The 23,743-nt window shown below is 70.3% G+C and carries 21 protein-coding genes; 12 read left to right on the top strand and 9 right to left on the bottom strand.

Annotated features, from left to right (window positions below; translation table 11 throughout):
- Positions 1-196 precede the first annotated feature (196 nt).
- The 3 genes from IEY55_RS19760 to IEY55_RS19750 all read left to right on the top strand — a co-directional run bounded on the left by IEY55_RS19760 (position 197) and on the right by IEY55_RS19750 (position 3,360).
- Positions 197-940 carry an MIP/aquaporin family protein gene (locus IEY55_RS19760; RefSeq protein WP_189059986.1) on the top strand — a complete coding sequence of 248 codons (744 nt, stop codon included), beginning with the start codon at positions 197-199 and terminating at the stop codon, positions 938-940.
- A 32-nt stretch (positions 941-972) separates the two neighbouring features.
- Positions 973-2,484, top strand: a complete 1,512-nt coding sequence (gene glpK, locus IEY55_RS19755; RefSeq protein ID WP_189059985.1) for a glycerol kinase GlpK — start codon at positions 973-975, stop codon at positions 2,482-2,484.
- Between the two features lie 345 nt (positions 2,485-2,829).
- A complete protein-coding gene (locus tag IEY55_RS19750; RefSeq protein ID WP_189059984.1) occupies positions 2,830-3,360 on the top strand; it encodes a hypothetical protein in 531 nt (176 codons plus the stop codon).
- Positions 3,361-3,680: 320 nt separating this feature from the next.
- On the opposite strand, the gene IEY55_RS19745 is transcribed toward IEY55_RS19750, so the two are convergent.
- Both IEY55_RS19745 and IEY55_RS19740 read right to left on the bottom strand, forming a co-directional pair.
- Positions 3,681-4,217, bottom strand: a complete 537-nt coding sequence (locus IEY55_RS19745; RefSeq protein WP_189059983.1) for a hypothetical protein — start codon at positions 4,215-4,217, stop codon at positions 3,681-3,683.
- A gap of 146 nt (positions 4,218-4,363) precedes the next feature.
- A complete protein-coding gene (locus tag IEY55_RS19740) occupies positions 4,364-5,767 on the bottom strand; it encodes an NAD(P)H-quinone dehydrogenase (protein ID WP_189059982.1) in 1,404 nt (467 codons plus the stop codon).
- A 145-nt stretch (positions 5,768-5,912) separates the two neighbouring features.
- Here IEY55_RS19740 and IEY55_RS19735 point away from each other — a divergent pair, with 145 nt between their 5' ends.
- Together IEY55_RS19735 and IEY55_RS19730 are read left to right on the top strand one after the other, a co-directional pair.
- A complete protein-coding gene (locus IEY55_RS19735; RefSeq protein WP_189059981.1) occupies positions 5,913-6,365 on the top strand; it encodes a gamma-glutamylcyclotransferase in 453 nt (150 codons plus the stop codon).
- Positions 6,366-6,429: 64 nt separating this feature from the next.
- Positions 6,430-6,615 (top strand): hypothetical protein, encoded by a 186-nt coding sequence (locus IEY55_RS19730; protein WP_189059980.1) that lies wholly within the window; start codon positions 6,430-6,432, stop codon positions 6,613-6,615.
- A 92-nt stretch (positions 6,616-6,707) separates the two neighbouring features.
- Here IEY55_RS19730 and IEY55_RS19725 read toward each other — a convergent pair whose 3' ends face one another.
- The 4 genes from IEY55_RS19725 to IEY55_RS19710 form a co-directional block, all read right to left on the bottom strand.
- Positions 6,708-7,949, bottom strand: a complete 1,242-nt coding sequence (locus IEY55_RS19725) for an amidohydrolase (RefSeq protein ID WP_373290032.1) — start codon at positions 7,947-7,949, stop codon at positions 6,708-6,710.
- Positions 7,950-8,005: 56 nt separating this feature from the next.
- Positions 8,006-9,253 carry a M20 family metallopeptidase gene (locus IEY55_RS19720; RefSeq protein WP_189059978.1) on the bottom strand — a complete coding sequence of 416 codons (1,248 nt, stop codon included), beginning with the start codon at positions 9,251-9,253 and terminating at the stop codon, positions 8,006-8,008.
- 178 nt (positions 9,254-9,431) lie between these two features.
- A complete protein-coding gene (locus IEY55_RS19715; protein ID WP_189059977.1) occupies positions 9,432-9,698 on the bottom strand; it encodes a hypothetical protein in 267 nt (88 codons plus the stop codon).
- Positions 9,699-10,484: 786 nt separating this feature from the next.
- Positions 10,485-12,080: an acyl-CoA mutase large subunit family protein gene (locus tag IEY55_RS19710; protein ID WP_189059976.1), complete on the bottom strand. Its 1,596-nt coding sequence runs from the start codon at positions 12,078-12,080 to the stop codon at positions 10,485-10,487.
- A 261-nt stretch (positions 12,081-12,341) separates the two neighbouring features.
- Between IEY55_RS19710 and IEY55_RS19705 the strand changes: the two genes are divergently transcribed.
- The 6 genes from IEY55_RS19705 to IEY55_RS19680 all read left to right on the top strand — a co-directional run bounded on the left by IEY55_RS19705 (position 12,342) and on the right by IEY55_RS19680 (position 20,209).
- Positions 12,342-14,087, top strand: a complete 1,746-nt coding sequence (locus IEY55_RS19705) for a serine/threonine-protein kinase (RefSeq protein ID WP_189059975.1) — start codon at positions 12,342-12,344, stop codon at positions 14,085-14,087.
- A gap of 164 nt (positions 14,088-14,251) precedes the next feature.
- A complete protein-coding gene (locus tag IEY55_RS19700) occupies positions 14,252-15,055 on the top strand; it encodes a purine-nucleoside phosphorylase (RefSeq protein ID WP_189060048.1) in 804 nt (267 codons plus the stop codon).
- Positions 15,052-16,731 (top strand): phospho-sugar mutase, encoded by a 1,680-nt coding sequence (locus IEY55_RS19695; RefSeq protein WP_229686554.1) that lies wholly within the window; start codon positions 15,052-15,054, stop codon positions 16,729-16,731. Before IEY55_RS19700 ends, IEY55_RS19695 begins: the two co-directional genes overlap by 4 nt.
- 291 nt (positions 16,732-17,022) lie before the next feature.
- Complete coding sequence (locus IEY55_RS19690; RefSeq protein WP_189059974.1) at positions 17,023-17,496, top strand: nitroreductase family deazaflavin-dependent oxidoreductase; 474 nt, start codon at positions 17,023-17,025, stop codon at positions 17,494-17,496.
- Between the two features lie 462 nt (positions 17,497-17,958).
- Positions 17,959-19,344: a helix-turn-helix domain-containing protein gene (locus IEY55_RS19685; protein ID WP_189059973.1), complete on the top strand. Its 1,386-nt coding sequence runs from the start codon at positions 17,959-17,961 to the stop codon at positions 19,342-19,344.
- Positions 19,345-19,570: 226 nt separating this feature from the next.
- On the top strand, positions 19,571-20,209 hold the full coding sequence (locus IEY55_RS19680; protein ID WP_189059972.1) for a peptidase inhibitor family I36 protein: 639 nt from the start codon (positions 19,571-19,573) through the stop codon (positions 20,207-20,209).
- Between the two features lie 72 nt (positions 20,210-20,281).
- Here the strand turns inward: IEY55_RS19680 and IEY55_RS19675 are convergent, their stop codons facing one another.
- Positions 20,282-21,271, bottom strand: a complete 990-nt coding sequence (locus IEY55_RS19675; protein ID WP_189059971.1) for an aldo/keto reductase — start codon at positions 21,269-21,271, stop codon at positions 20,282-20,284.
- Entirely contained in the window at positions 21,268-21,672 is a 405-nt protein-coding gene (locus IEY55_RS19670; RefSeq protein ID WP_189059970.1) for a MerR family transcriptional regulator, read from the bottom strand. Before IEY55_RS19670 ends, IEY55_RS19675 begins: the two co-directional genes overlap by 4 nt.
- Positions 21,673-22,629: 957 nt before the next feature.
- On the opposite strand from IEY55_RS19670, the gene IEY55_RS19665 reads away from it, so the two are divergent.
- A complete protein-coding gene (locus IEY55_RS19665) occupies positions 22,630-23,091 on the top strand; it encodes a MarR family winged helix-turn-helix transcriptional regulator (RefSeq protein WP_189059969.1) in 462 nt (153 codons plus the stop codon).
- A 217-nt stretch (positions 23,092-23,308) separates the two neighbouring features.
- Here the strand turns inward: IEY55_RS19665 and IEY55_RS19660 are convergent, their stop codons facing one another.
- Entirely contained in the window at positions 23,309-23,545 is a 237-nt protein-coding gene (locus IEY55_RS19660; RefSeq protein WP_189059968.1) for a hypothetical protein, read from the bottom strand.
- Positions 23,546-23,743: the final 198 nt, after the last annotated feature.

The raw sequence follows: 23,743 nt of genomic DNA, 5'->3' as shown, positions 1-23,743 counted from the left end.
GGCCCGATTTCACAGTCCGTGGCAACCCGCGTGAGCTGCGCAAACAGTGGACAGACGAGGGTGTGCTCGGTAGCCTCCCGCAGCACTGCCGAGCGGTGCAGGTAGCCTCCCGCCCGCTACTGGCGGGTAACGTCCGCGCGGTCCGTTCCCCGTGTCCGGACCGGTGCAGGGCGAGGGACGGACAAGGAGGTCCGCGATGAGCAATGCCGAAATCTTCCTCTGGGAGTTCCTCGGCACCGCCACACTGGCCTTGCTCGGTTGCGGCGTTGTTGCGAACGTTGTGCTCAGAAAGACGTTGGGGCACAACGGTGGATGGCTGCTGATCAACATCGGGTGGGGTTTCGGCGTCTTCGCCGGCGCCAGCATCGCCGCCCCCAGCGGTGCGCACATCAACCCGGCCGTGACGATCGGCCTGGCGGCCGCGGACAAGCTTGCCTGGGACAAGGTGCCGGTCTACATGACCGCGCAGGTGGTTGGCGCGTTCGTGGGTGCGGTCGTGGCATACCTGGCCTACAAGCTGCAGTTCGACACGCACGATGACCTGGCGAACACGCGCGGTATTTTCTGCACCGGACCGACCGTGGACCGCAAGCTGTGGAACACGCTGACGGAGATCGTCGGCACCTTCGTACTGGTGTTCTGGATCCTGCTCAGCCCGGGCGCACAGGCCGGGCCGGACGGTGTCCCACAGTTCGGAAACTCGGCCTTGGGCTACGCCGCGGTTGCCTTCATTGTTATCGGCATCGGCGCGTCGCTGGGTGGTCCCACCGGATACGCCATCAACCCGGCACGTGACCTCGGTCCGCGCATCGCTTACGCGCTGCTGCCGATCCGCGGCAAGGGCAGCGCGGAGTGGGCCTACTCGTGGGTGCCTATCGTGGGCCCGCTGGTAGGTGGCGCGCTGGCCGGTCTGCTGTTCCTGGCGCTACCGACCCCGTGACCCGGCACCGCACAACCTGGAAGCGAGGAGCCATGACCCAGTACGTCGCCGCCGTCGACCAGGGCACGACGTCGACCCGCTGCATGATCTTCGACCACGCCGGCCGCGTCGTCTCGGTCGACCAGCTCGAGCACCGGCAGATCTTCCCGCAGGCGGGGTGGGTGGAGCACGACGCCGAGGAGATCTGGGAGAACACCCGTCGGGTCGCGGCCGGTGCGCTGGCCAAGGCCGACCTGGTGAACGCGGACATCGCTGTGGTGGGCATCACCAACCAGCGGGAGACCACGGTGGTGTGGGACCGCACCACCGGTAGGCCCGTCTACAACGCGATCGTCTGGCAGGACACCCGGACCGACGAGATCTGCCAGAAGCTCGGCGGCCTGGGCGGGGGCCAGGAGCGGTACCGGACCACCACCGGCCTGCCGCTGGCCACCTACTTCTCCGGCCCCAAGATCAAGTGGATCCTGGACAACGTCGAGGGCGTCCGGGCCAGGGCCGAGGCCGGGCAGCTCGCCTTCGGCAACATGGACACCTGGCTGCTGTGGAACATGACCGGCGGCCCGGAGGGCGGGGTGCACGTCACCGAGCCGACGAACGCCTCGCGCACCCTGCTGATGGACCTGGACACGCTGTCCTGGGATGCCGACATCTGTGCCGAAATGGGCATTCCGATGTCGATGCTGCCGGAGATCCGGTCCTCCTCGGAGGTCTACGGCAAGGTCCGGCACCGGGGCGCGCTGGGCGACCGGCCGATCGCCGGCATCCTCGGTGACCAGCAGGCCGCCACCTTCGGCCAGGCGTGCCTGTCGGTCGGCGAGGCCAAGAACACCTACGGCACCGGCAACTTCGTGCTGCTCAACACCGGCACCGAGAAGGTGATGAGCGAGAACGGGCTGCTCACCACCGTGTGCTACAAGCTCGACGGCAAGGACGCGGTGTACGCGCTGGAGGGTTCGATCGCGGTCACCGGCTCGCTGGTGCAGTGGCTGCGCGACAACCTCGGGCTCATCGGCTCGGCGGATGAGGTGGAGAAGCTGGCCTCGGAGGTGGAGGACAACGGCGGCGCCTACTTCGTGCCGGCGTTCTCCGGCCTGTTCGCCCCCTACTGGCGGGCGGACGCGCGGGGCGCGATCGTCGGCCTCACCCGGTTCGTGAACCGTGGTCACCTGGCGCGGGCGGTGCTGGAGGCGACGGCCTACCAGACCCGCGAGGTCATCGACGCGATGAACGCCGACTCCGGGGTGCCGCTGAAGTCGCTGAAGGTCGACGGCGGCATGGTCGTCAACGAGCTGCTGATGCAGTTCCAGGCGGACATCCTGGGCGTGCCGGTGATCCGCCCGGTGGTGAACGAGACGACCGCGCTGGGTGCGGCCTACGCCGCCGGTCTCGCGGTGGACTTCTGGTCCGGGGAGGACGACATCCGGTCGAACTGGGCCAAGGACAAGGAATGGGACCCGAAGATGGGCGACGCCCAGCGCGAGTCCCTCTACGCCGACTGGAAGAAGGCCGTCACGAAGACCTTCGACTGGGTCAAGCGATCCTGAGTAGACAGTCAGCTGTGGACTAGCGGCGGCCCGCTGCCCAATGGAAGCCCGTTGGGCAGCGGGTCGTTTCGTGTCTTCGCCAGCTGTCGGGCGCCGCTTGGTGAACCGACCCCCTCAGCCGCACACGGGGCCATTCAGTTGCCCAGCGGCGGATCACCGCCGTGGCATGCGCAATCGCACACCCGACATCTTCCGGGTTGTCGTGTGACATCAGGCTCGCGGGTCTTACGCTACGCCTGCACGGCCAACGTCCCATGCCCACGTATGGCCGCTTTCCCTGTGTCACCCCGTATTTACGGGCTTGCAGGAACAAGCCATAACTCGGCGAAGACCTACCGCCCGCACATGCCGGGGAGGCAGGGCACCAGGATTCCCCGCTCCCCGCCCGACGAGGTATTGGTGGACGTCTGCGTTGCCGTCGGTGCGGTCTTTGCTCGTGGCTGCATGGTTTCCCTCGGCGGCGGGGGTGGCGGAGGAGCCGGCGTCGGCATGGGGATCGGCCGCACCGCCGCGGTGGAAGCGGGCCGCACCGTCGGCTCCGGCCGGCCGGAGGGCGTCGGCTTCCGCGTCTCGGTGGGCCGGCTGGTTTCCTCGGCCGCGGTGGGCGTTCGGACCACCGGCGGGGCGGCCACCCCGCCGAAGCCGGTCGTGGCGGGCGATCCGATGATGTCGATGGGCGAGGGGGCGGTGAACTCGACCCGCGCCTGCTGGCTCCAGCTCACCGCCCCCGTCGCGAGACCACCCAGCAGTGCCGCGGCGAGAACCGGCCGCAGCCACTGCTGGGCCGACAGTTCGCTCTCGGCAGGCAACCGCATGCTCATCTGCACGTACTCCCAGGACGATGACGAGTGGAGTGATCACGCTCTCCACCCCTGACATCGCCCACACGCGCAGACCGTTAACCCGTTCGGCCGCTGATCACTAAATACGGCGATCTTGACGCAACCCCGTAATGAACTGGCCCACAGCTGGCTGCCGCTTCAGCGGACGGCCCCCTCCGGGGCTGGCGCCCCGCGTCCAGCGTAGTGAGCCGTCGGAAGGCGGGGCAAAAACAAGATCGCAAGTTGTGGACAACTCGCCAGCATGTTGATAACTGGCCCTGGTGCGGTGGCCAGAAAGGTTCACCGGGTCGACACGAGTGCTGGCGTCAGGGACGCCTGAATGCTGTCAACCCGGCGAAGGCAAGCGGTCACCCACTAGCGACGTCCGCTCCGGTGGCGGGTCAGCGCAACCCCGGCACCGGCCAGGGCGACCAGAACGACCCCGCCGGCAATCATGAGGGCGAGGACGCCACCCTCCTTGGGACCGTCTTCTCCGTCACCGGCGCCGGTCTCCGACTTCGTGACGACCCGGACGGTCCCCGCGTTGAACACCGTGACGGCCGTGTCCGCGCGTCCCCGCCCACAGCGGAAGGAGACCGGGTAGGTACCGGGAGTGACGTCGAGCACCGTGGCCTGGGCGTACAACGCCCACGGCTGGTGTCCCTCCGCCGGCCGTTCCAGCGTCTCGGCCCGCAGCGCATCGGAGACCACCGGCCCCCAGCTGAGTGCCTCGCAGGCAGCCTGCACCTGCACCCGGTCGCCGGCTTCGGCATGGTCCGGTGACACCTTGATCCACACCGGAGCGTCGGTGGGTCTGGTGCCGCCCTCCTCCTGCGCGGAACCGGGTACCGCGATGGCGAGGAACGCCCCGACGAGTAGGGACCCGAGCACCGCGTGCGCTCGCTTTCCCATGACGAGCCTCCGCCGTGGCTAGCGCTACGGGCGCCGCACCAGCCGTCGGCACCCCCGACGCAAGGAGCCTGCCGGATCATCCGGCGACGTGCACGGTCATCCGCGCACGCGACAGGGGGAGGGCGCACCCCCGGGCGCCGTCACACTCAGTCGAGGTCGTCGTGCCGCATGAGCTGCCGCCCGGCCTCGGTGATCGAGCCGGACAACGACGGGTACACCGCGAAGGTGTAGGCGAGGTGCTCGACGGTGAGCTGGTTCTGCACCGCCAACGCGATCGGCAGGATCAGCTCGCTGGCTTCCGGGGCCACCACGACACCGCCGATCACCACACCGGTGGCGGGTCGGCAGAACAGCTTCACGAACCCGCGACGCAGGCCCTCCATCTTGGCCCTGGCATTGGTGGCCAGCGGCAGCATGATGGTGCGGGCCGGCACCTCGCCGGTGTCGATCGCCTGCTGGGTGATGCCTACCGTGGCGATCTGCGGGTTGGTGAACACGTTCGCGGCCACGGTCTTGAGCTTGATCGGCTGCACGCCCTCGCCGAGGGCGTGCCACATGGCGATCCGGCCCTGCATCGCCGCCACCGAGGCCAACAGCAGCACGCCGGTGCAGTCGCCGGCCGCGTAGACGCCGGGCACCGACGTGCGGGACACCCGGTCTACCGGGATGTAGCCGCCACGCGCGACCTCGATGCCGATCCGGTCGAGACCGATGTCGGTGGTGTTGGGAACCGAGCCCACGGTCATCAGGGCGTGGCTGCCCTCGACGGTGCGCCCGTCCTGCAGGTGCACGGTCACCCCGTCGGCGGTCTTCTCGATCCGCTCGGCCCGCGCGTGCTTGACGACCGTGGTGCCGCGCTCGGCGAACACCTCCTCCAGCACCGCCGCGGCGTCGGCGTCCTCGTGCGGCAGCACCCGGTCGCGGCTGGAGACCAGGCTGACCTTCACGCCCATCTCGGTGTAGGCGGAGGCGAACTCCACGCCGGTGACGCCGGAGCCCACCACGATCAGGTGCTTGGGCAGCTCGGGCAGGTCGTAGATCTGCCGCCAGGTGAGGATGCGGTCGCCGTCCGGCTCGGCGCCGGACAGCACGCGCGGGGTGGCGCCGGTCGCGATCAGCACGACGTCGGCGGGCAGCACCTCGTGACCGCCGTCCGGCAGCTCCACGCCGACCCGGTGCTGGGCCAGGCCGGGCTGGTCGTCGCACAGCCGGGCGTTGCCGGTGAGCAACCGCACGCCCTCGCGCTGCAGGCGGGCCCGCACGTCGGCGGACTGCGCGAGCGCCAGGCCCTTCACCCGGCCGTGGACCACCGGAACTTCGACCGCGGCGTCGTCGTTCTGCGTGCGGATGCCCAGCTCGCCGGCGTTGCGGAAGGCCGAGCGCGCGGTGGCGGAGGCGATGAAGGTCTTGGACGGGACGCAGTCGTAGAGGACGCAGGCGCCGCCCAGCGCCTCCCACTCGACCACGGTGACGTCGGCGCCGTGCTGCGCGGCCACCAACGCGGCCTCGTAGCCGGCGGGGCCGCCTCCCATGATCACGATGCGGGTCACCAGGTCCTCCTGCGCGCGACGTCGGTGTCCGAGCCGCCCCAACCGTACGCGGTGGCTCGCGTGCTCCCGTCGGGTGGCCGGAATGCCCCGGCCAGGAGTGGTGTACGTCCCATGTCCGGGGCCCGCGGTCGCTACGCTGTCCCCCGTGCCGCTCTACGCCGCTTACGGGTCCAACATGGATCCGGCCCAGATGATGGAGCGTGCCCCGCATTCGCCCATGGTGGGGACGGGGTGGCTGGAAGGCTGGCGGCTGACGTTCGCCGGGGAGGACGTCGGCTGGGAGGGCGCCCTCTCGACGATCGTGGAGGACCTGACCGCCCGGGTGTTCGTGGTGCTCTACGACGTGAGCGCGCAGGACGAGCCGGAGTTGGACCGCTGGGAGGGCGCCGAGCTGGGACTGCACCGGAAGATCCGGCTGCGGGTGCAGACCCTGGAGGGCTCGGTGCTGGCCTGGCTGTACGTGCTGGACGCCTACGAGGGCGGCCTGCCGTCGGCGCGCTACCTGGGTGTGGTGGCCGACGCCGCCGAAGCGGCCGGCGCCCCGGACGACTACGTCAACGACCTCCGCACCCGCCCCTGCCGCCGCGTCGGCCCGTAACCGAACGCAGCCGTACCGGCGCACACGCAGTTCGCCGGATGCCTCGGGACAAGGTGCGATCCTCGTGGCTGGTTTGGGAAAGCCGCCCTACCCCGGCGGCAACGGCCGGCACGGTGGATGGGGTGCGCGGCCACAACACGGCGAAGCGACGATGGCCTTCCCCGGGAACGATGCTCGAGGTCGAACCAAGATCACCGAGAAGGCGATGGCGTGCGAGAACACGGACGCTCCCAGCCTGTTCGATCGCTGAGCAAGCGGCGTTGCCCCCAGGGAAGCCCACCACCCGCACTCGGAAGCGACGGACCACCGTGGTCGCTCCCCCGCGGTCCGCCTTCGTTCTCGTTACGCCTTCAGCGCGGTCAGGGCCGAGTGCACCAGCACCCGCACCCCGCACAGCAGCGCCCGCTCGTCCAGGTCGAACGTGGGCTGGTGCAGGTCCTTCTTCGGCCCGTGCCCCGGCCACACGCCCAGCCGCGCGAACGAGCCCGGCACGTGTTCCAGGTACCAGCCGAAGTCCTCGCCGCCCGACGACTGCTGGGTGCCGGCCAGCGCGTCCTCGCCCAGCGCCGCACGCACCGCGTCACGCAGCATCTGCGTGCTCTCCCGGTCGTTGACCACCGGCGGCACACCCCGCTGGTGCCGCCACTCGAAGCCCACCCCGGTCGGCAGTAGCAACGCGTTGACCAGGTCCTCGACCAGCGGCTCCAGCTCCGCCCAGATGTCGCGGTCGCCGGTGCGCAGCGTGCCGCGCAGCACCCCGTCCTGCGGCACCGCGTTGGGCGCCTCGCCCGCCTGCACCTGCCCCCACACCAGCACCGTGCCCGAGCGCGGGTCGACCCGCCGGGACAGCAGCGCCGGCAACCCGGTGATCACCGTGCCCAGCGCGTGCACCAGGTCGGCGGTCAGGTGCGGCCGGGAGGTGTGCCCGCCCGGCGAGGTGAGCCGCAGTTCCAGCAGGTCGGAGGCGGAGGTGATGGCCCCGACCCGGGTGCCCACCCGGCCCACCTCCAGGCGCGGGTCGCAGTGCAGCCCGAAGATCTGGTCCACGCCGTCCAGCCCGCCGGCGGCCAGCACGTCCAGCGCACCACCCGGCATGACTTCCTCGGCGTGCTGGAACAGCAGCCGGACCCGGCCCGGCAGCCCGGGCGCGCTGGCCAGTGCCAACCCGGCGCCGAGCAGCGCCGTGGTGTGCGCGTCGTGCCCGCAGGCGTGCGCGGCGCCCGGCCGGGTGGAGGCGAACGGGACGTCGGTGGCCTCGGTGAGCGGCAGCGCGTCGATGTCGGCACGCAGTGCCACACAACGCGGGCCCGTGCCCACGTCGCAGATCAACCCGGTGCCGCCGGGCAACACCCGCGGCCGCAGCCCGGCCCTGGTCAGGGTGTCCACCAGGAAGCTGGTGGTGACGTGCTCCTCGCGGGACAGCTCGGGGTTGGCGTGGAGCCGGCGGCGCCACGCGACCACGTCCGCGGCGTGCGCGGTGAGCCATCCGTCCAACCAGGACGGTCCACGGCCGATACCGAGGTCCGCCACAGTGGACATAGTGGGGCTGGTGGCCGGCAACAGCTCGTCGGGCGGGGCGTCCAGGGCCCCGTTCGGGGCCGGGGACGGCCAGCCGGCGTCGGCTCGGGAATCCAGCAGGGTCACACCGCACCTCCTGGCACAGCAGAGGCGGCCACGCCGACGTTGGATACGGTCCGGGTCCCTTCCCGTCCGATCCGGCCGGCGAGCAGCCGGGCGCGCTGGGTGGTGTCGCCGGCCGCGGTCACCGCGGTCCAGGCCATCGCCAGGGCGCCGTCGAGCACGGCGCGGTCGGCCGACGGGGAGGCGCATGCGGCCGCGAACTCGGGTTGGTGGTTCACCGCGTCTCCACAGTCAATCGCGATGGTCGGATGGATGGCGGGCAGAACTCGGGTCACGTTGCCCATGTCGGTGCTGCCGGTGGAGCGGGTGCGCTCCGCCTCGGGGGACAGCGGCCGACGGCCCAGCTCGACGACGGCCGCGCGGTAGGCCTCGGCCAGCCACCGGTCCGGAGTGAGCTCGGCGTACACCGGCGAGACCTGGACCACCTCGTGGGTGCACCCGGTGGCCACGGCTCCCGCCCGGAAGCAGTCCCGGATCCGGTTCTCCAGGCGCTGTAGGGAGTCGACGTCAGCGGCACGCAGGTAGTAGACGGCCGCGGTGTGCGCGGGCACGATGTTGGGCGCGGCTCCGCCCCTGGTCACGATACCGTGCACCATCTGCCGGGGCTCGAGATGCTGCCGGACCAGGCCGATGGCGACCTGGGTGACGGTGAGCGCGTCGGCGGCGTTGACCCCCAGGTGCGGGGCGGCCGCGGCGTGCGACTCCCGGCCGGTGTAGCGGACCTCCAGATCGGTGATGGCCAGCGAGGACGGCGCGACCATCTCCTCCGGGCCGGGGTGCACCATCATCGCCATCGCGACATCGTCGAAGACGCCGCGCTCGAGCAGCAGGACCTTGCCGCCGCCGGACTCCTCGGCCGGCGTGCCGACGACCTTGACCGTGATCCCCAGCTCGTCGGCGACCGCGCGCAGCGCGAGCGCGGCACCGACCCCGGCGGCGGCGATGACGTTGTGCCCACAGGCGTGCCCGACCTCCGGCAGCGCGTCGTACTCGGCACACAGGCCCACCACCAGCTCGCCGCTGCCAGCGGTGGCGGTGAACGCGGTGTCCAGGTCGCCAACCCCGGTACGCACCGTGAAGCCACCGTCACGCAGCAGCTCGGCCACCTTGGCGGCGCTGCGGTGCTCGGCGAAGGCGAGCTCCGGTTCGGCATGGATGCTGTGGGAGAGCCCGACCAGCTCCGCCGCGTGCCGCTCCACGACTGCGCGGCAGCGGTCCCGGTGCTGGCTGCTGGGATCGGTACTCATTTGCACACATCCTGCATCACGGGTGGATTGTTCATGCGCCGAACGAAGGACTTGCCGGCTGTCCGGTCGCCGTGCTGCGGTGAGCGGTTATCGCCACTTCAGCCTGGCAGAAGCCCGGACTGGTCCCGACTCAGGTTTCCATATACTGGGATGCCATTTCCGGGATATGTCCGGCTCGTTACGAGGAGCGGTGTTTCGCCCGGACCCTCCGACCGTAGATGACGGTCGCGAACAGCGCCGCAGCAACGAACCCCAGCCACAACCTGTCCTTCTCCCGTCCATCCTGGCCAGGCGTGTCGTCCGGTGTGGACACCGTCGTGGTGGGCTCCGGCCGCGCGACCGGCGTGTCCGCCCTCCCGGCCGCGGCAGCGCCCGGGTATGCCGGCACCAACACCACCGATAACGCGAGCAGCGTGGCGAGCGCTCCCCGGGACGCGGGCCGCATGTCACCTCCAGTGTCTGTGCGGTCGTCCGTACCCGTCCGGATGACCCTCTCCCGCGCTGGGCGCGGGAGAGTCGGTGGCGATTCCCACGCCGACGGCGGGGCTGGGTGCACGGATGCGTACGAGTGTGCCGCCCGGGGCTGCACCCTTCACCCATCCCAGCGATGAAGGTCACACTCTCCTCCGGGCAGGGTGGTCTGTTCAACCCAGGCGTTGCGGGAGCGCGTTTCTCGGCTGTTACCTGCGAAGAGACGCGGCGTCCGTGGCGTGGCCCGCGACCGCGTGGAGCGGCGGCGACTGCGGAATCGCCGAGAACGTGTCGGGGAAGCGCGCCGCGACGGGCAGCCAGTCCCTGACTGTGGCCGCGGTGCGCGACGCGCACCAGCGGCAGCCGAATCCATCGGGTGATGCAAGGACTTCGATGCGCACTCTGAGCTGGAACAGCTTGCGCCGCATCCGTCACAGAGCCTTGTCTCGCCTCATATGCTGGTGCCCGGGCACAGCAACAGCGTGGCAGCCTACCGACTTGCCACAGGACGCCGCGGTACCTCCTGGGCCGGGCGTCCAAGGACCGCGACAGATCTGGCTGGCGCTCCTCAGCCTGGCCACCACCCAGGCGGCGACTCCCCTTCGATTGCGCTCCGCTGACAGATAATCGACAGAATCCAGCGGATCCTTGCGGCGAGGGCGTCCCGGCGTTCCCTCTCGTCGGACATGAAAGGGCTTCGAGGGACCTCGCTGGTACACGGACGCCAGGGAACCAGACGGCGTCGTTCCATACGTAGCCGTCAGAACGTCTCCGACGGCACGTAAGTGCCCCACACATCTCGCAGCGCGTTGCAGACCTCTCCCACGGTGGCCTTCGCCGCCAACGCATTCTTCATCGGATAAAGGACGTTGTCGTTACCTTCGGCCGTACGGCGCAGGGCATCCAGCGCCGTCGACACCTCGTGGTCCGAACGGTCCGAGCGCAACCGGGCCAACCGTTCCCGCTGCTGCTCCTCGATGTGCGGGTCCACGCGCAACGGCTCGTAGCGTTCTTCGTTGGCCAGCGTGAACCGGTTGACGCCGACGACAACCCGCTCACCACTGTCGATCTGCTGCGCGGTGCGATACGCGGTTCGCTCGATCTCGGCCTTCTGGAAGCCCTGTTCGATGGCCCGCACCGCTCCCCCGAGCTCTTCCACCTTGGCCATGAGCTCGACGACGTCGTTCTCGACCTCGTCGGTCATCGCTTCGACGGCGTAGGAACCGGCGAACGGATCAACCGTCGCGGTCAGGTCGGTCTCGTGCGCGATGACCTGCTGCGTGCGCAGCGCCAACCGGGCGGCTTTCTCGGTGGGAAGGGCGATCGCCTCGTCGTATGCGTTGGTGTGCAACGACTGGGTACCGCCGAACACGGCGGCGAGCGCCTGTACCGCGACACGCACCAGGTTGACCTCCGGCTGTTGCGCGGTGAGCTGGACACCCGCGGTCTGCGTGTGGAACCGCAACATCCACGACTTCGGGTCCTTCGCCCTGAACTCCTCCTTCATGATTCGTGCCCAGGTCCGCCGTGCAGCACGGAACTTCGCCACTTCCTCCAGCAGCGTCGTGCGAGAGACGAAGAAGAACGACAGCCGGGGCGCGAACTCGTCCACCGCCATTCCCGCACGCAGGGCCGCGCGCACGTACTCGACCCCGTTGGCCAGGGTGAAAGCAATCTCCTGCACGGGGTTCGCGCCCGCCTCGGCCATGTGGTAGCCGGAGATGGAGATCGTGTTCCAGCGTGGGATTTCCGTGCGGCAGTAGGCAAAGATGTCGGCCGTCAGGCGCAACGACTGCGCCGCCGGGAAGATGTAGGTGCCGCGGGCGATGTACTCCTTGAGCACGTCGTTCTGGATGGTGCCGGTGAGCTGGGCCCCGGAAACTCCCTGTTCCTCCGCCACGAGCTGGTAGAGCAGCAGAAGCACGCTCGCCGGCGCGTTGATGGTCATGGACGTGGAGACCTCGTCCAGCGGGATGCCGTCGAACAGCGTACGCATGTCCCCCAGCGAGTCGACGGCGACGCCCACCTTGCCGACCTCGCCGTGCGCGATCGGATCGTCGGAGTCGTACCCCATCTGCGTGGGCAGGTCGAAGGCCACCGACAGGCCCATCGTTCCGGCTTCGATCAGCTGGTGGTAGCGGGCGTTCGACTCGGTCGCCGTGCCGAATCCCGCGTACTGCCGCATCGTCCAGGGTCGCCTCGTGTACATGGCCGGGTAGACCCCGCGCGTGTACGGGTAATGGCCCGGCTCACCGAGGCGGCCGGGCAGGCCCGCGCGAACGTCTTCGGCGCGGTACACCGGCCGCAGCGCGAACCCGGACTCCGCTGTTCTGTCCCGGCTTCCCGACTGGTCCATGGTCGCCTCCCCGCCTCGTGCGGGTCTTGAAGCCACAACCTCGCAAGGCATCGGAGCCGATCGTGGCCCTGCGAGCGGTCCTCGTGTGGTCCGATCCGGTGGGCGAGCGCCGATCAGCCGGCCCTACAGCCACGCCTGCTCGGCCGCTCGGCGCGCGATCGCGTCACCGCGCCGGTGCTCAACGTCGCGATCGGGTATCACGCCGCCAGCACCCTGTATTACACAACGTCGTGGCCGAGACGGCGTGTGGACAATAGGTGGGTGTCCAACCCCGACGCCGATCAGCCGGCCGAGGTCCCCGCCGAGGCCGGGGGCCCGGCGACGGACGCGCCGCAGCCGCGCCGGATCGGTGGGCGTTACCGGCTCGACCGGGTGTTGGGCTGGGGCGCGATGGGTGTGGTCTGGGCCGCCTACGACGAGATGCTGCGCCGCCCGGTCGCGGTCAAGGAGGTGCGGCTGCCCCCGGGGATCCCCGCCGTGGAGGCCGAGGAGCTGCGGGAACGCACGATGCGGGAGGCGCGCGCGATCGCCGTGCTGTCCCACCCCAACGTGGTGACGCTCCACGACGTCGTGCAGCAGGACGACGAGCCGTTCGTGGTGATGGAGCTGATCCCGTCCTGCAGCCTGGCTTCCCTGGTGCGCCGGCATGGCCCGCTGGACACCGGGCAGGCGGCGGCGGTGGCGGACGCGGTGGCCTCGGCGCTGGACGCCGCGCACCAGGCGGGGATCACCCACCGCGACGTCAAGCCGGGCAACGTGCTCGTGGGCAGGGACGGGCGGATCAAGCTCACCGACTTCGGCATCGCCCGCAACATGGCGGAGAAGACGATCACCAGCACGGGGGTGACGCTCGGCTCGCCCGCGTTCATCGCGCCCGAGGTCGCCGCCGGCGACCCGACCACGCCGGCGGCGGACCTGTGGAGCCTGGGCGCGACGTTGTTCAGCGCGGTGGAGGGCCGGCCGCCCTACGACGTGGACGGCGACCCCCTGGAGACGGTGAGCCAGGTCGTCCACGGCGAGGTGCCCGAGCCCGGGGACGGCCCGCTGGCCCCGGTGATCCGCGGGCTGATGACCAAGGACCCGGCGCGGCGGATGTCGTTGACCGAGGTCCGGCGGGCGTTGCGACCGCTGTTGCCGGAGCCGGGGACACAGGTGTTCGACCCCGCAGAGCTCGACGACGTCGAGCGGGCCGGTGGCACCCAGCTGGAGGTGCCGGTGGTGCCCGTCGAGCCGGTCCCGGTGGGCGGGCCGACGGCCGAGCCGCCGGCCGAGTCGGCTCCGCTGGCCGCCGACCCGGGCCCGCTGCCGTTCCTGCCGCGCGAGCCGACGCCACCGAGCCGGCTGCGGCGGGTGGGTCTGATCGTGTTGGCGGTACTGCTCTTCCTGGTCACCGCGGCCGGCGGCTTCGCGTTGACCCGGGTGGTCGCCGGGCACCCGTTGATCCCCCGCGCCGAGCTCATCCCGGTGACCGACAGCGGGACCACGCTGAAGGACCTCGTGCGGCGGGAGGACACCGCGGAGGGGCCCACCGGCGGCGGGTCGTTCGCCATCCAGGCACCGGCCGGCTGGGACAGCTTCCGCGCGCAGCCCACCGAAGGCATGTTCGGCTCCGTCCTCCGTTACGTCTCCCCCGACGGGCGACGTGAACTCGCGGTGGAGCGCCTCGCCGGGTTCTACGGCTACGGCAACATCAGCTCCTACCTGCGGCAGCTCCAGAAGCGGGTCGAGGCCGGCCCGAACACGTTCGTGAAGCTCTTCGACCAGGTCGTCCCGGGGCTGGAGGGCGGGAACGAGCCGGCGCGCGAGGTGCTGTACCGCACCGAGGAGCGCGGCCACACCAGCCGGGCGCAGGGCAACGACTCGGCGCACCGGTCGACGATCGCGCGACTGGTGCCGCACGGCGCGGATCTGTGGGTGGTGCGGGTCACGGTTCCGGTCGAGGAGGAGGACCGGGGCCGGACCGAGGTGTACGACCGGCTGGCACCGACGTTCCGGATCACGGACTGACCAGCCGGATCGTGCTGCTGAGCCGGCCGGCGGTGGTCGCGGACCGACCCCGAACACCGCCCACCGGCCCGGGCTAGGCTGCGGCCGTGACCGGTAGCAGCACGAACCCGACGACGGACCCGGCGACCGCCCCGAGTACGGAGTTGCCGAGCAGCGAGCGCAGGATCAATCCGGCGGCCGACCCCACGGGCGCCGCGAGCGCGGCCGCGGCGGAGCTGGCCGAGCGCACCGGGGTGGCGCGGCACGACGTGGCCGTCGTCCTCGGCTCCGGTTGGCGGCCAGCGGCGGATCTGATCGGTAAGCCCGCGGCCGAGGTGCCGGTGGCGACCCTGCCCGGGTTCCTACCGCCGAGCGTGCAGGGCCACGGCGGCTCCCTGCGTTCGGTGCCTGTGGGCGAGAAGAACGTGCTGGTGGTGCTCGGCCGCACGCACTACTACGAGGGCAAGGGTGTGGCCCAGGTGGTGCACGGGGTGCGGACCGCCGTGCAGGCGGGCTGCAGGATGGTCGTGCTCACCAACGCCGCCGGCGGCCTGCGGCAGGGCATGCAGGTCGGCCAGCCGGTGCTGATCAGCGACCACCTGAACCTCACCGCCACCTCGCCGCTGGTCGGCGCGACGTTCGTCGACCTGACCGACCTGTACTCGCAGCGGCTGCGCACGGTGGCGCGGGAGATCGACCCGTCACTGGAGGAGGGCGTCTACGCCGGCCTGCCCGGACCGCACTTCGAGACGCCGGCCGAGATCCGGATGCTGCGCACGCTGGGCGCCGACCTGGTGGGTATGTCGACCGTGCTGGAGGCCATTGCGGCGCGCGCGGCCGGCGCGGAGGTGTTCGGCCTGTCGCTGGTGACGAACCTGGCCGCGGGCATCACCGGCGAGCCGCTGAACCACGAGGAGGTCCTCGAGGCCGGCCGGGCCGCCGCGGCCCGCATGGGCGAGCTGCTGCGGAAGCTGGTGGAGCGGGCGTGAGTACGCCGGGTTCGGGGCGCGTGACACCGGCGCTGCGGGACGCGGCGTTCCGGTGGATCGCCGACGACGTGGACCCGGCGGCCAGGGCCGAGCTGCAGGAGGTGCTGGCGGCCGCGCTGGCCGGTGACGCGGGGGCGGCGGATGAGCTGGCCGCGCGCATGTCCGGCCCGCTGACCTTCGGCACCGCGGGCCTGCGCGGCCCGCTGCGGGCCGGGCCGAACGGGATGAACCGCTCCGTGGTGGTGCGGGCGACCGCGGGTCTGGCCGCGTGGTTGCGGGAGCACGGGCACGGCGGTGGCGTGGTCGTGGTGGGCCGGGACGCCCGGTACGGCTCGGAGGAGTTCCACGCGGATGTCGCGAGTGTGCTGGCGGCCGCGGGGTTCGACGTCCGGGTGCTGCCGCGGCAACTGCCCACCCCGGTGCTGGCGTTCGCCGTGCGGCGGCTGGACGCCGTGGCGGGTGTGCAGGTGACCGCTTCGCACAACCCTCCGGGCGACAACGGCTACAAGGTGTACCTCGAGGCGGGCGCGCAGATCGTGCCACCGGTGGATGCCGAGATCGAGGCGGCCATCGCGGCGGTTGGCGCTGCCGTGGCGGTTCCGCGATCCAGCGACTGGACGACGAGCGACGAGAAGCTGGTCGACGAGTACGTGCACCGGGTGGCGGAGCTGCCGGCCGGGTCGGCGCGTGACCTGCGGGTGGCGGTGACGCCGCTGCATGGGGTCGGCGCCGAGACGATGGTGCGGGTACTCAACACGGCCGGGTTCACCGACGTGCACGTGACACCGTCGCAGGCCGCGCCAGATCCGGACTTTCCGACCGTCTCGTTCCCCAACCCGGAGGAGCCGGGCGCGACGGATGCGTTGCTGAAGCTGGCCTCCGAGGTGGGTGCGGACGTCGCGATCGCGCTGGACCCGGATGCGGACCGCTGTGCGGTCGGGGTTCGCGAGCCGGCCGGGTCGTGGCGGATGCTGCGTGGTGACGAGACGGGCGTGCTGCTCGGCGACCGGATTCTGTCCACTGTGGATCGATCGGAGTACCCTGATCCGTTGGTGGCCACGACGATCGTGTCCTCGTCGATGCTGCGGTCGGTTGCGGCGGCGCGTGGTGCCCGCTACGACGAGACGCTGACCGGGTTCAAGTGGCTGGTGCGTGCCGGCGACGGTGCGGGTACCGGCCTGGTGTACGCCTACGAGGAGGCGCTGGGGCACTGCGTGGCCCCGGATCTGGTGCGGGACAAGGACGGGATGTCCGCGGCCCTGCTGGCCTGCGACCTCGCGGCGGAGCTGAAGGCGTCGGGTCGCACGCTGATCGACGCGCTGGGCGAGCTCGCGGTGCGGCACGGTCTGCACATGACCGACCAGGTGTCGGTACGGCTCGGGGCGATGGCGGAGGTCGTGCCGGCGATGGAGGCGGTGCGCGGTCGGCTTCCGGCCGAGATCGGTGGCCGCGCGGTGACGGCCGAGGACCTGCGGCCGCGTGACAACACCGTCGCGCTGCGCGGCGAGGGCCTGCGGATCATGATCCGGCCGTCGGGCACCGAGCCGAAGCTGAAGGCGTACGTGGAGGTCGTGGAGCAGGCCGGCAGCACGGAGGAGCTGACCGATGCGCGTCGCCGGGGCCGCCAGACCCTGGACGGGCTGCGCGGTGAGATCGAGGCGCTGCTCCGGGGGTGAGCTGGTCCGGACCATCGGCCGGTCCCGTCTCCCCGGCGAGGCACGGCCGGTGGTTTCCGCACCAGGTGGATTTGCCTTGGTGTTCCGGGCTTCTCACCCGTGTTGCCGTTCATGGAGCACCACCGCGACCAGTGGTGGGCTGACGTCCGGCTCATGGGTCGTTTCTTACCGTTCGGCGAGTTTCGCGTGTCTGATCCGGTAACCGTGTCGTGCGCCGGATGGGCTCATGCCGGTGACGGGGTCCGCTTTCGGTCGTCGGCCGGCACGACGCGGCGGCTGTACGGTTGACCCGTGGTACGACGACGCATTCCGCGCGCCCTTGCCCGCGCTCCGGTTCCGCTGTTCCGGCGCGGTTTCGGATGGCTTCTCGGCCCGCAATTCATGATGCTGGAACACCGCGGGCGACGCAGCGGCCTCCCGCGCTACGTCGTCCTGGAAGTGCTCGATCGCGAGCCGGGAGCGCTGATTCTGGTGTCCGGCTATGGTCCGCATTCCCAGTGGTTCCGCAATGTCCGTGCGGAGCCGGCGGTCCGGGTGTGGACCGGACGCGTTCGTGGGGCCGAGGCGCGGGCGAGTGTCCTTCCGCCGGAGGAGGCCCGCGCACGGTTGGAGATCTACCGGCAACGTCACCGGCGGACGGCCGCCGGACTCGCCCGGGCCTTGGGTATCCGGGAGCTGGCCGGCCCGGACCCGCTGCCGGCCGACATCGCCGAGCGGCTCCCCCTGGTTCGCGTCCAGCGGCTCGGCCAGGGCGACCAAGGCTAGGCCCGGCGCGAACGCGGCCACCCGGCCCGCTGCTGGACCGCAGCCTCGCCGGCTCCAGCGCCGGAGAGCCGGCCGGCCACCTCGCCCGCCCTCGAGCGCTCGTCCGAAAGACCACCCCCACCCTCTCCGGGGGGCGGCCCCTGGGCCAGCCTATCGGGCGGCGCTCATCGGCGGAAACCGCTGTCCACAGCTCACCGACGGAATCCACAGCCGCTGGAAAGACGCTTGACGATGGCCGGTTTCCGTGCAAAGCCACCGTCGGGTCAACCGAGGTGACGCGTGGCAGCGGCCCATCTCCCGGGACGTACCCGCTCGGCCCAACGCGTCACCCGACCGTTCGCCTCGCCAATCGAACCGCTCACCGCACGGCTGTTCGGCCTCGCCGATGCCGTTCGCCGATTGGCGCTCCTCGTACGGGTGATCAGCCCTACTCTGGAGTAGGCCGCATGGGGGGTGGTCAGGATGACCAGGCATCAGCCAGGGGAAGACGTTGTGGATCCGGTGCTGTGGCGGGCGCCCGAGATGCGCGCCGCGCTCGCCCGCCGCGACATCGCCCGCGTTTACCAGCTGCTGCAACGCCGCGGGGTGACGCAGCGGAACATCGCGTTACTCACCCAGCAGTCCCCGTCGGAAGTGTCGGAAATCCTGGCCGGCCGGCAGGTCACCTCCTACGACGTGCTGATCCGGATCGCCGACGGTCTCGGCGTACCCCGCGGGTACCTCGGGCTGGCCTACGCAGAGGACGACGATCTCGCCCCGCCGCGCGTCACGTCGCCACCCGGCCCCGGTGCCGGAGAAGTGGAGGACGACGACATGCAACGCCGACGGTTCTTCAGCCTGGCTCTCGGGTTCGCCGCGGGCGTCGGAATCGACGCCTCGACGGGCACCGCGCTGGCGACGCCGACGTCGGAGACGCCGGTGCCGAACCGGGTGGGCCGTGCCGAGTTGGAGCAGCTGCGCAGCACGGCGCGCATGCTTGCGGCATTGGACAAGCAGTACGGTGCGCGCACGATCCGGGACGCGGTCTTGGCCGCCATGCACTACGCGGAGCGCCTGCTCGAGGCGGCCCGGGGCGAGGAGGTCGAGCGCGGGCTGCTGGCGGTGCTCACCGATCTGCGCAACCTGGCCGGTTGGACCTCCCACGACCTTGGGCTGAATCGGGAAGCGCACGGCCTGCTCACGGAAGCGCTCGCCTCCGCGCGCGCGGCGGGCGATCCCGTGCGCGCGGTGTCGGCGTTGAACCACATTGGTTGTGTCCACCTCGGCGAGGCCGCGCCGAACGAGGCGTTGAAGTACTTCCAGCTCGGGCATCTGCCGGCGAGCGAGTCCCGCTCTGGCCGGGCGAGCGCGTTGCTGTGGGGGCACCAGGCCAAGGCGTACGCGGATATGGCGATGCCGCGGGCTGCGGTGGACGCGCTGGCCCGCGCGGAGGCAGCGTTCCACGGCAGGGATCGGGATTCCGACCGTCCCGGACCGCCCTTGCTGGACGCCTCCGGCCTGGACAACCTGGCCGGCCGGGTCTATGCCATGCTCGCCCTGCACGACCGCCGCTACGCGACGCATGCCGTCGAGCGTCTGATGCGCAGCGCGAGCCAAGACCAGCAAACGAGGACGCGCCGCCGGGTGTTGACGCTCAACCGGCTCGCCATCACCCATCTTCGCCTCGGTGACACCGGCTACGGCGTCCGGGTGGGCAACGAGGTGGCCGATTTGGTGCCCGATGTCCGTTCGGAACGCGTTACGCGCAAGATCGGTGCGCTACGCACGGAAGCGTTGCGGCATCACAAGTCCAGGGACGCGATGGAACTCGCGCAGCGCATCTCGGACTTGCTCGAACCCGCCGCATGAAGGACCCGGGGGAAGTGATGGATGGCGTGCCGGCCGTTGTCGTGCGGCCGGCACGCCGTCCTCGGGCCCGAAACCTCGCACCGGTTCACCCGATCCGGCAATAACCTGAAAGATCTTCGCTCCGTTCAGGTGGAGGTCGCTTGAGCGTTTCGATGCGTGCTAGCTAACGTCGCCGCCCACCACGTCGTTTTCCGATGGCATAAGGCGAACAAATGGAGGACCGATAGTGTTCCGCCGCACTGCACGGTTGGTTCTCGGCACATTAATGGGCGCCACCTTACTGGGTACCGCACTGAGCTCCGCAGCGTCGGCAGCACCGGCTGACCCCGACTGCGGCACGAAACGGGTCTGCGTGTGGTCCGAGGCGAACTACACCGGAAAGAAGAAGGAGGTGGACACGAAGGCCGGCCAGTGCTACCGGCTGACCGCCACCTGGCCGGACGGCACGTCCTCCCGCGTGGCCTCCATTTACAACAACCGCAGCGAGGTCGCCCAGGTCGAGGCGTTCGACGACGAGAACTGCTCGAACGCGCCCTACGCACTGATCCGGTTCAAGCAGGGCGCGACGGGTGTCTCCGATCGCGCCAAGGCGATCCGGGTCGCACCCCGCTGCGACGGCGGTCGAGTGTGCTTCTACGAGAACGGGGACTTCAGCGGAAAGAGCTGGGCGAGCTCTCCCAGCCTCGCCAGCGTCTGCTACAACTCGAGGCATGGCGGCAACGTCCCGCACGCCATTTACAACATGACTGGCAATACCGTCCAAACCTTCAGTAACGATGGCTGGTGCTTCACCAACGTCGGGAACATCGCAGTGCGCGAGTTCCGCAGCATGCCGAACGGTTTCAAAGCATTCAAGCTAGCCTGATGGCTCCAAAAATCGCGCCGCGTCGGCGTCTCGCCCATCAGGTGGGCGAGACGCCGACAGGCTGTTGGTGGATCAGAGTCCGATCATTCGCATGCTGGTCTCCTCGTAGCGGTCGCCCGCTACCGGTGGAACGGCATTCGTGATGCGATCCAGCTGCTCGTCGGACAGCTCCAACGTCGCGGCGTGAATGTTCTCCTCCACATACTTGCGCCGCTTGGTGCCCGGGATGGGCACCACGTCGCTGCCGCGATGCTGCACCCAGGCCAGTGCGAGCTGGCCCGCGGTCACGTCCAGCTCCGCCGCGATCTTCCGCAGGGCCTCGACGATGGCGAGGTTCCGGTCGAGATTGCCGTCCTGGAACCGGGGATACCTCAGCCGCCGGTCGTCGCCACCGATGTCGGAGCGGGAACTGATCCGCCCGGTAAGGAAACCGCGGCCGAGCGGGGAGTACGGCACGATGCCGATACCCAACTCGCGACAGGTAGGAACCACCTGGTCCTCAATGTCCCGCGACCACAGGCTCCATTCGGTCTGCACGGCCGTGATCGGGTGCACCGCGTGTGCGCGGCGGATCGTGCCCGCGCCCGCCTCGGAGAGGCCGAGGTGACGCACCTTGCCGGCAGCGACCAGCTCGGCCATCGCGCCCACCGTCTCCTCGATGGGCACCTCGGGGTCCACGCGGTGCTGGTAGTACACGTCGATGTGATCGACGCCGAGGCGACGGAGCGAGGCGTCGCACGCCTGCCGCACGTACTCCGGGTCGCCCCGAACGCCCCTTTCGTCGGGATTGTTGCTACGAATGATGCCGAACTTCGTGGCCAGCACAACGCGATCGCGCCGAGCGACGATGGCACGGCCGACCAGTTCCTCGTTGGCACCTCGTCCGTACATGTCGGCGGTGTCGAGCAGGGTCACGCCCAGTTCCAGGGCGCGGTGCACGGTGGCGACCGACTCGGTTTCGTCGGCGGGGCCGTAGAACTCGCTCATTCCCATGCAGCCGAGGCCCTGGGCGGACACCTCGAGCGTGCCGAGCCAGCGGGTGGCCAGGCAGGACGTGGTCATGCGGTCTTCTCCTGGTAGACGTGGGTGGGCGGCTCGGCGGTTTCGCAGGCGAGCCGCTCGTAGTTGTCGATCTTGTAGTCGAGCACGTCGACGCAGGCTTCGAGCTCGGCGATCCGGGCAAGGACCTGCTGCCGGTGCTCGACCAGGATCTGTTTGCGGCGACTGGCGGTGCTGCTTCCCGCTCGCCGCAGCCGCGCGTACTCCCGCATGAGTCGGATGGGCATGCCGGTGGTCCGCAGCTTGGTGAGGAACTCCAGCCATGCCAGGTCGTCGTCGGAGTAGCTGCGGCGACCGTTGGAGTCACGGGCCGGCCGGTCGATCAGCCCGATCCGCTCGTAGTACCGGAGGGTGTCGGTGGACAGCCCACTCTTCTCGGCTGCCTGCGCAATCGGGTAGCTCACGGGGACGACGCTACGAGTTGGAGCGCGCTCCAAGTCAACAGCGGTCGCGGGCGCCGGCCCGGCGACGGCACGGCCGCTCGCCGACTGCTGCCGAAGCTGGCTGCCCTGCCCCCGCCGCAGCACCCCGCCCGCCCGGCGAGGCGACCCGCCACCCCCGGCCCCGATCGCCGGCGACTGAGCATCGCGAGCGGGAACGGCCCGCCGCGCCCCGGGGGTGCCGGGCGCGGGCCGAACCGGCTTCGGTTGTGGCCGGCTGGCCATCGCGGGGTCGACCACCCCTCGCTCCGCGCAGCCCCGCACCGGGCTGCGCTGCCCCTCCGGACGATGGCCCCGCCCTGTCTGTAGGCAGCCCCCGCCCTCTCCGGGGGCGGCGCCCCGCGTCCAGCCTAGGGGGCGAATTGCGCAGGTCAAAACGGGTGTCCACAGCTGGCGAGGACAATCCACAGGCGTGTGAGACCGGGTTGACAGCGGATCACTACCGGGCAAGGCCCGGTTCCGGAGTGCGGGCCGGCGGGGTGCCTCGCCCCAACGGGTAGCCTCCCGGTTATCGGTCCTGATCGTCGGTGGCGAGGTGGTTTCGGCTGGTCAGCGCGCGTCAGCAGCGTCCGGGCGCCGTCGGGTCGGCGGCGGGTGTCCGGAGTTGTCCCAGCCTCGGGTGCCCCGGAGGTTTCGCCGCTGCCGACCGAATAACGTCGACCATCGACAGGGCGCGAGCCGGCACCTTTTCCAGAAAGGCCGGCGCACATGAAGCTCGACCGTCGCCGCATTACCGCCCTCGTTTTCCGGCCTTTCACCGCCGCAGCCTGGGAAGAGCACGGCATCTACCCTAGGATGCGTCCCACCGCGGCCGCCACCGGTGGCCGGATACGGTCCGGCGGACCCGTTCCTGGCCACCCCCGAATACCTCCCCCACCCCTGGAACGATCACCTTCCCCCAACACACCGAAAGCCGCTCCCATGACGACATCGACCAGTTCACCGCAGCCGACCCCGGAGCAGCCCTGCGATCTGGAGAATGCGCTGTCCCACCTCCAGTGCGTACTGGTCGCGCAACGCACCCGCACCAATCCGGAGGGTGTTACGTGGACCCAGTACGACATTCTGGAGCTGCTCCGTATCCGTGGGCCGATGACGCCGTCGGCGCTGAGCGTGTCGCTGGGCAGCTCGCGCCCGAGCGTCTCCAAGGCCCTCCGCACCCTCAAGGACCGGCACCTGATCAGACAGCAGGCCGCCGGGGAGGACCGTCGCGAGCAGCTGACCTCACTGACCGAGGGGGGCCTGCAGTTCCTCACTCGCGCGGCACACAGCCGCCGGGAGAACGCCGCGGTCGCCGTGGAAGCACTCTCTCCCGGCGAACAGGCCATGTTCGCCGAGCTCTGCCATAAAGTGGCAGCGGCACTCGAGCAGCGGTTCCTCTAGGCACACGAACATTTCCCACTGCCCTCCAGACACAACTGGTCAAGAGTCACCCACAGCCGATCCACCCCGGTTCCGGGTAGAGGAAACAGAATGAACTACCCAATTCCGTCCAGCTCCTGAAGTTCCACCGGGAGGAAAATGGACAGCAGGTGGGCAGAAGAAGCGCAGCCCTACCGGAACCCGCCAACGGCAAACGATATCCTGAACACCCGATCGCTCATCCGTTGAAACGAGATGCCGATGCCGGATAAACGATCACCAGGTTCACTCCTCGCCAGTTGATCCACCGCTGCCCGCGCGAGGTCTCGACGCAGTTCGGCGGCCGTGTGCGAGCGTTGCGCGTGGACCCACTCCAGCTGTCCGGGCGTCCCACCACGATCACGCTGTTCCCCGCATCGACGAGCCGGCCGAACAACGCCAGCAACACGTCGACCTCGGCCATGTGCAGCCCCACGGTGGGCTCGTCGAAGAGGTGGACCCGCCCGGTTTCACGCCGGGTCTGTCCTGACCCTCGACGGGCCCGCGATCCTCCGCAACCTGCTGGACAAGCTACACACCCCGCCTAGGGCCTGACGCCCGTGACCCGCCCCTCGGCTACGGCATGGGCCGGCTCCGCCGATCGGGCAGGGGTGTCAACGTCCTCGTCGTGCTC

The organism is Longimycelium tulufanense (assembly GCF_014645795.1).
GTDB classification, from domain to species: domain Bacteria; phylum Actinomycetota; class Actinomycetes; order Mycobacteriales; family Pseudonocardiaceae; genus Longimycelium; species Longimycelium tulufanense.
Note: the sequence above shows the minus strand (reverse complement) of the source record. Positions and strands in the feature narration are given on the sequence as shown.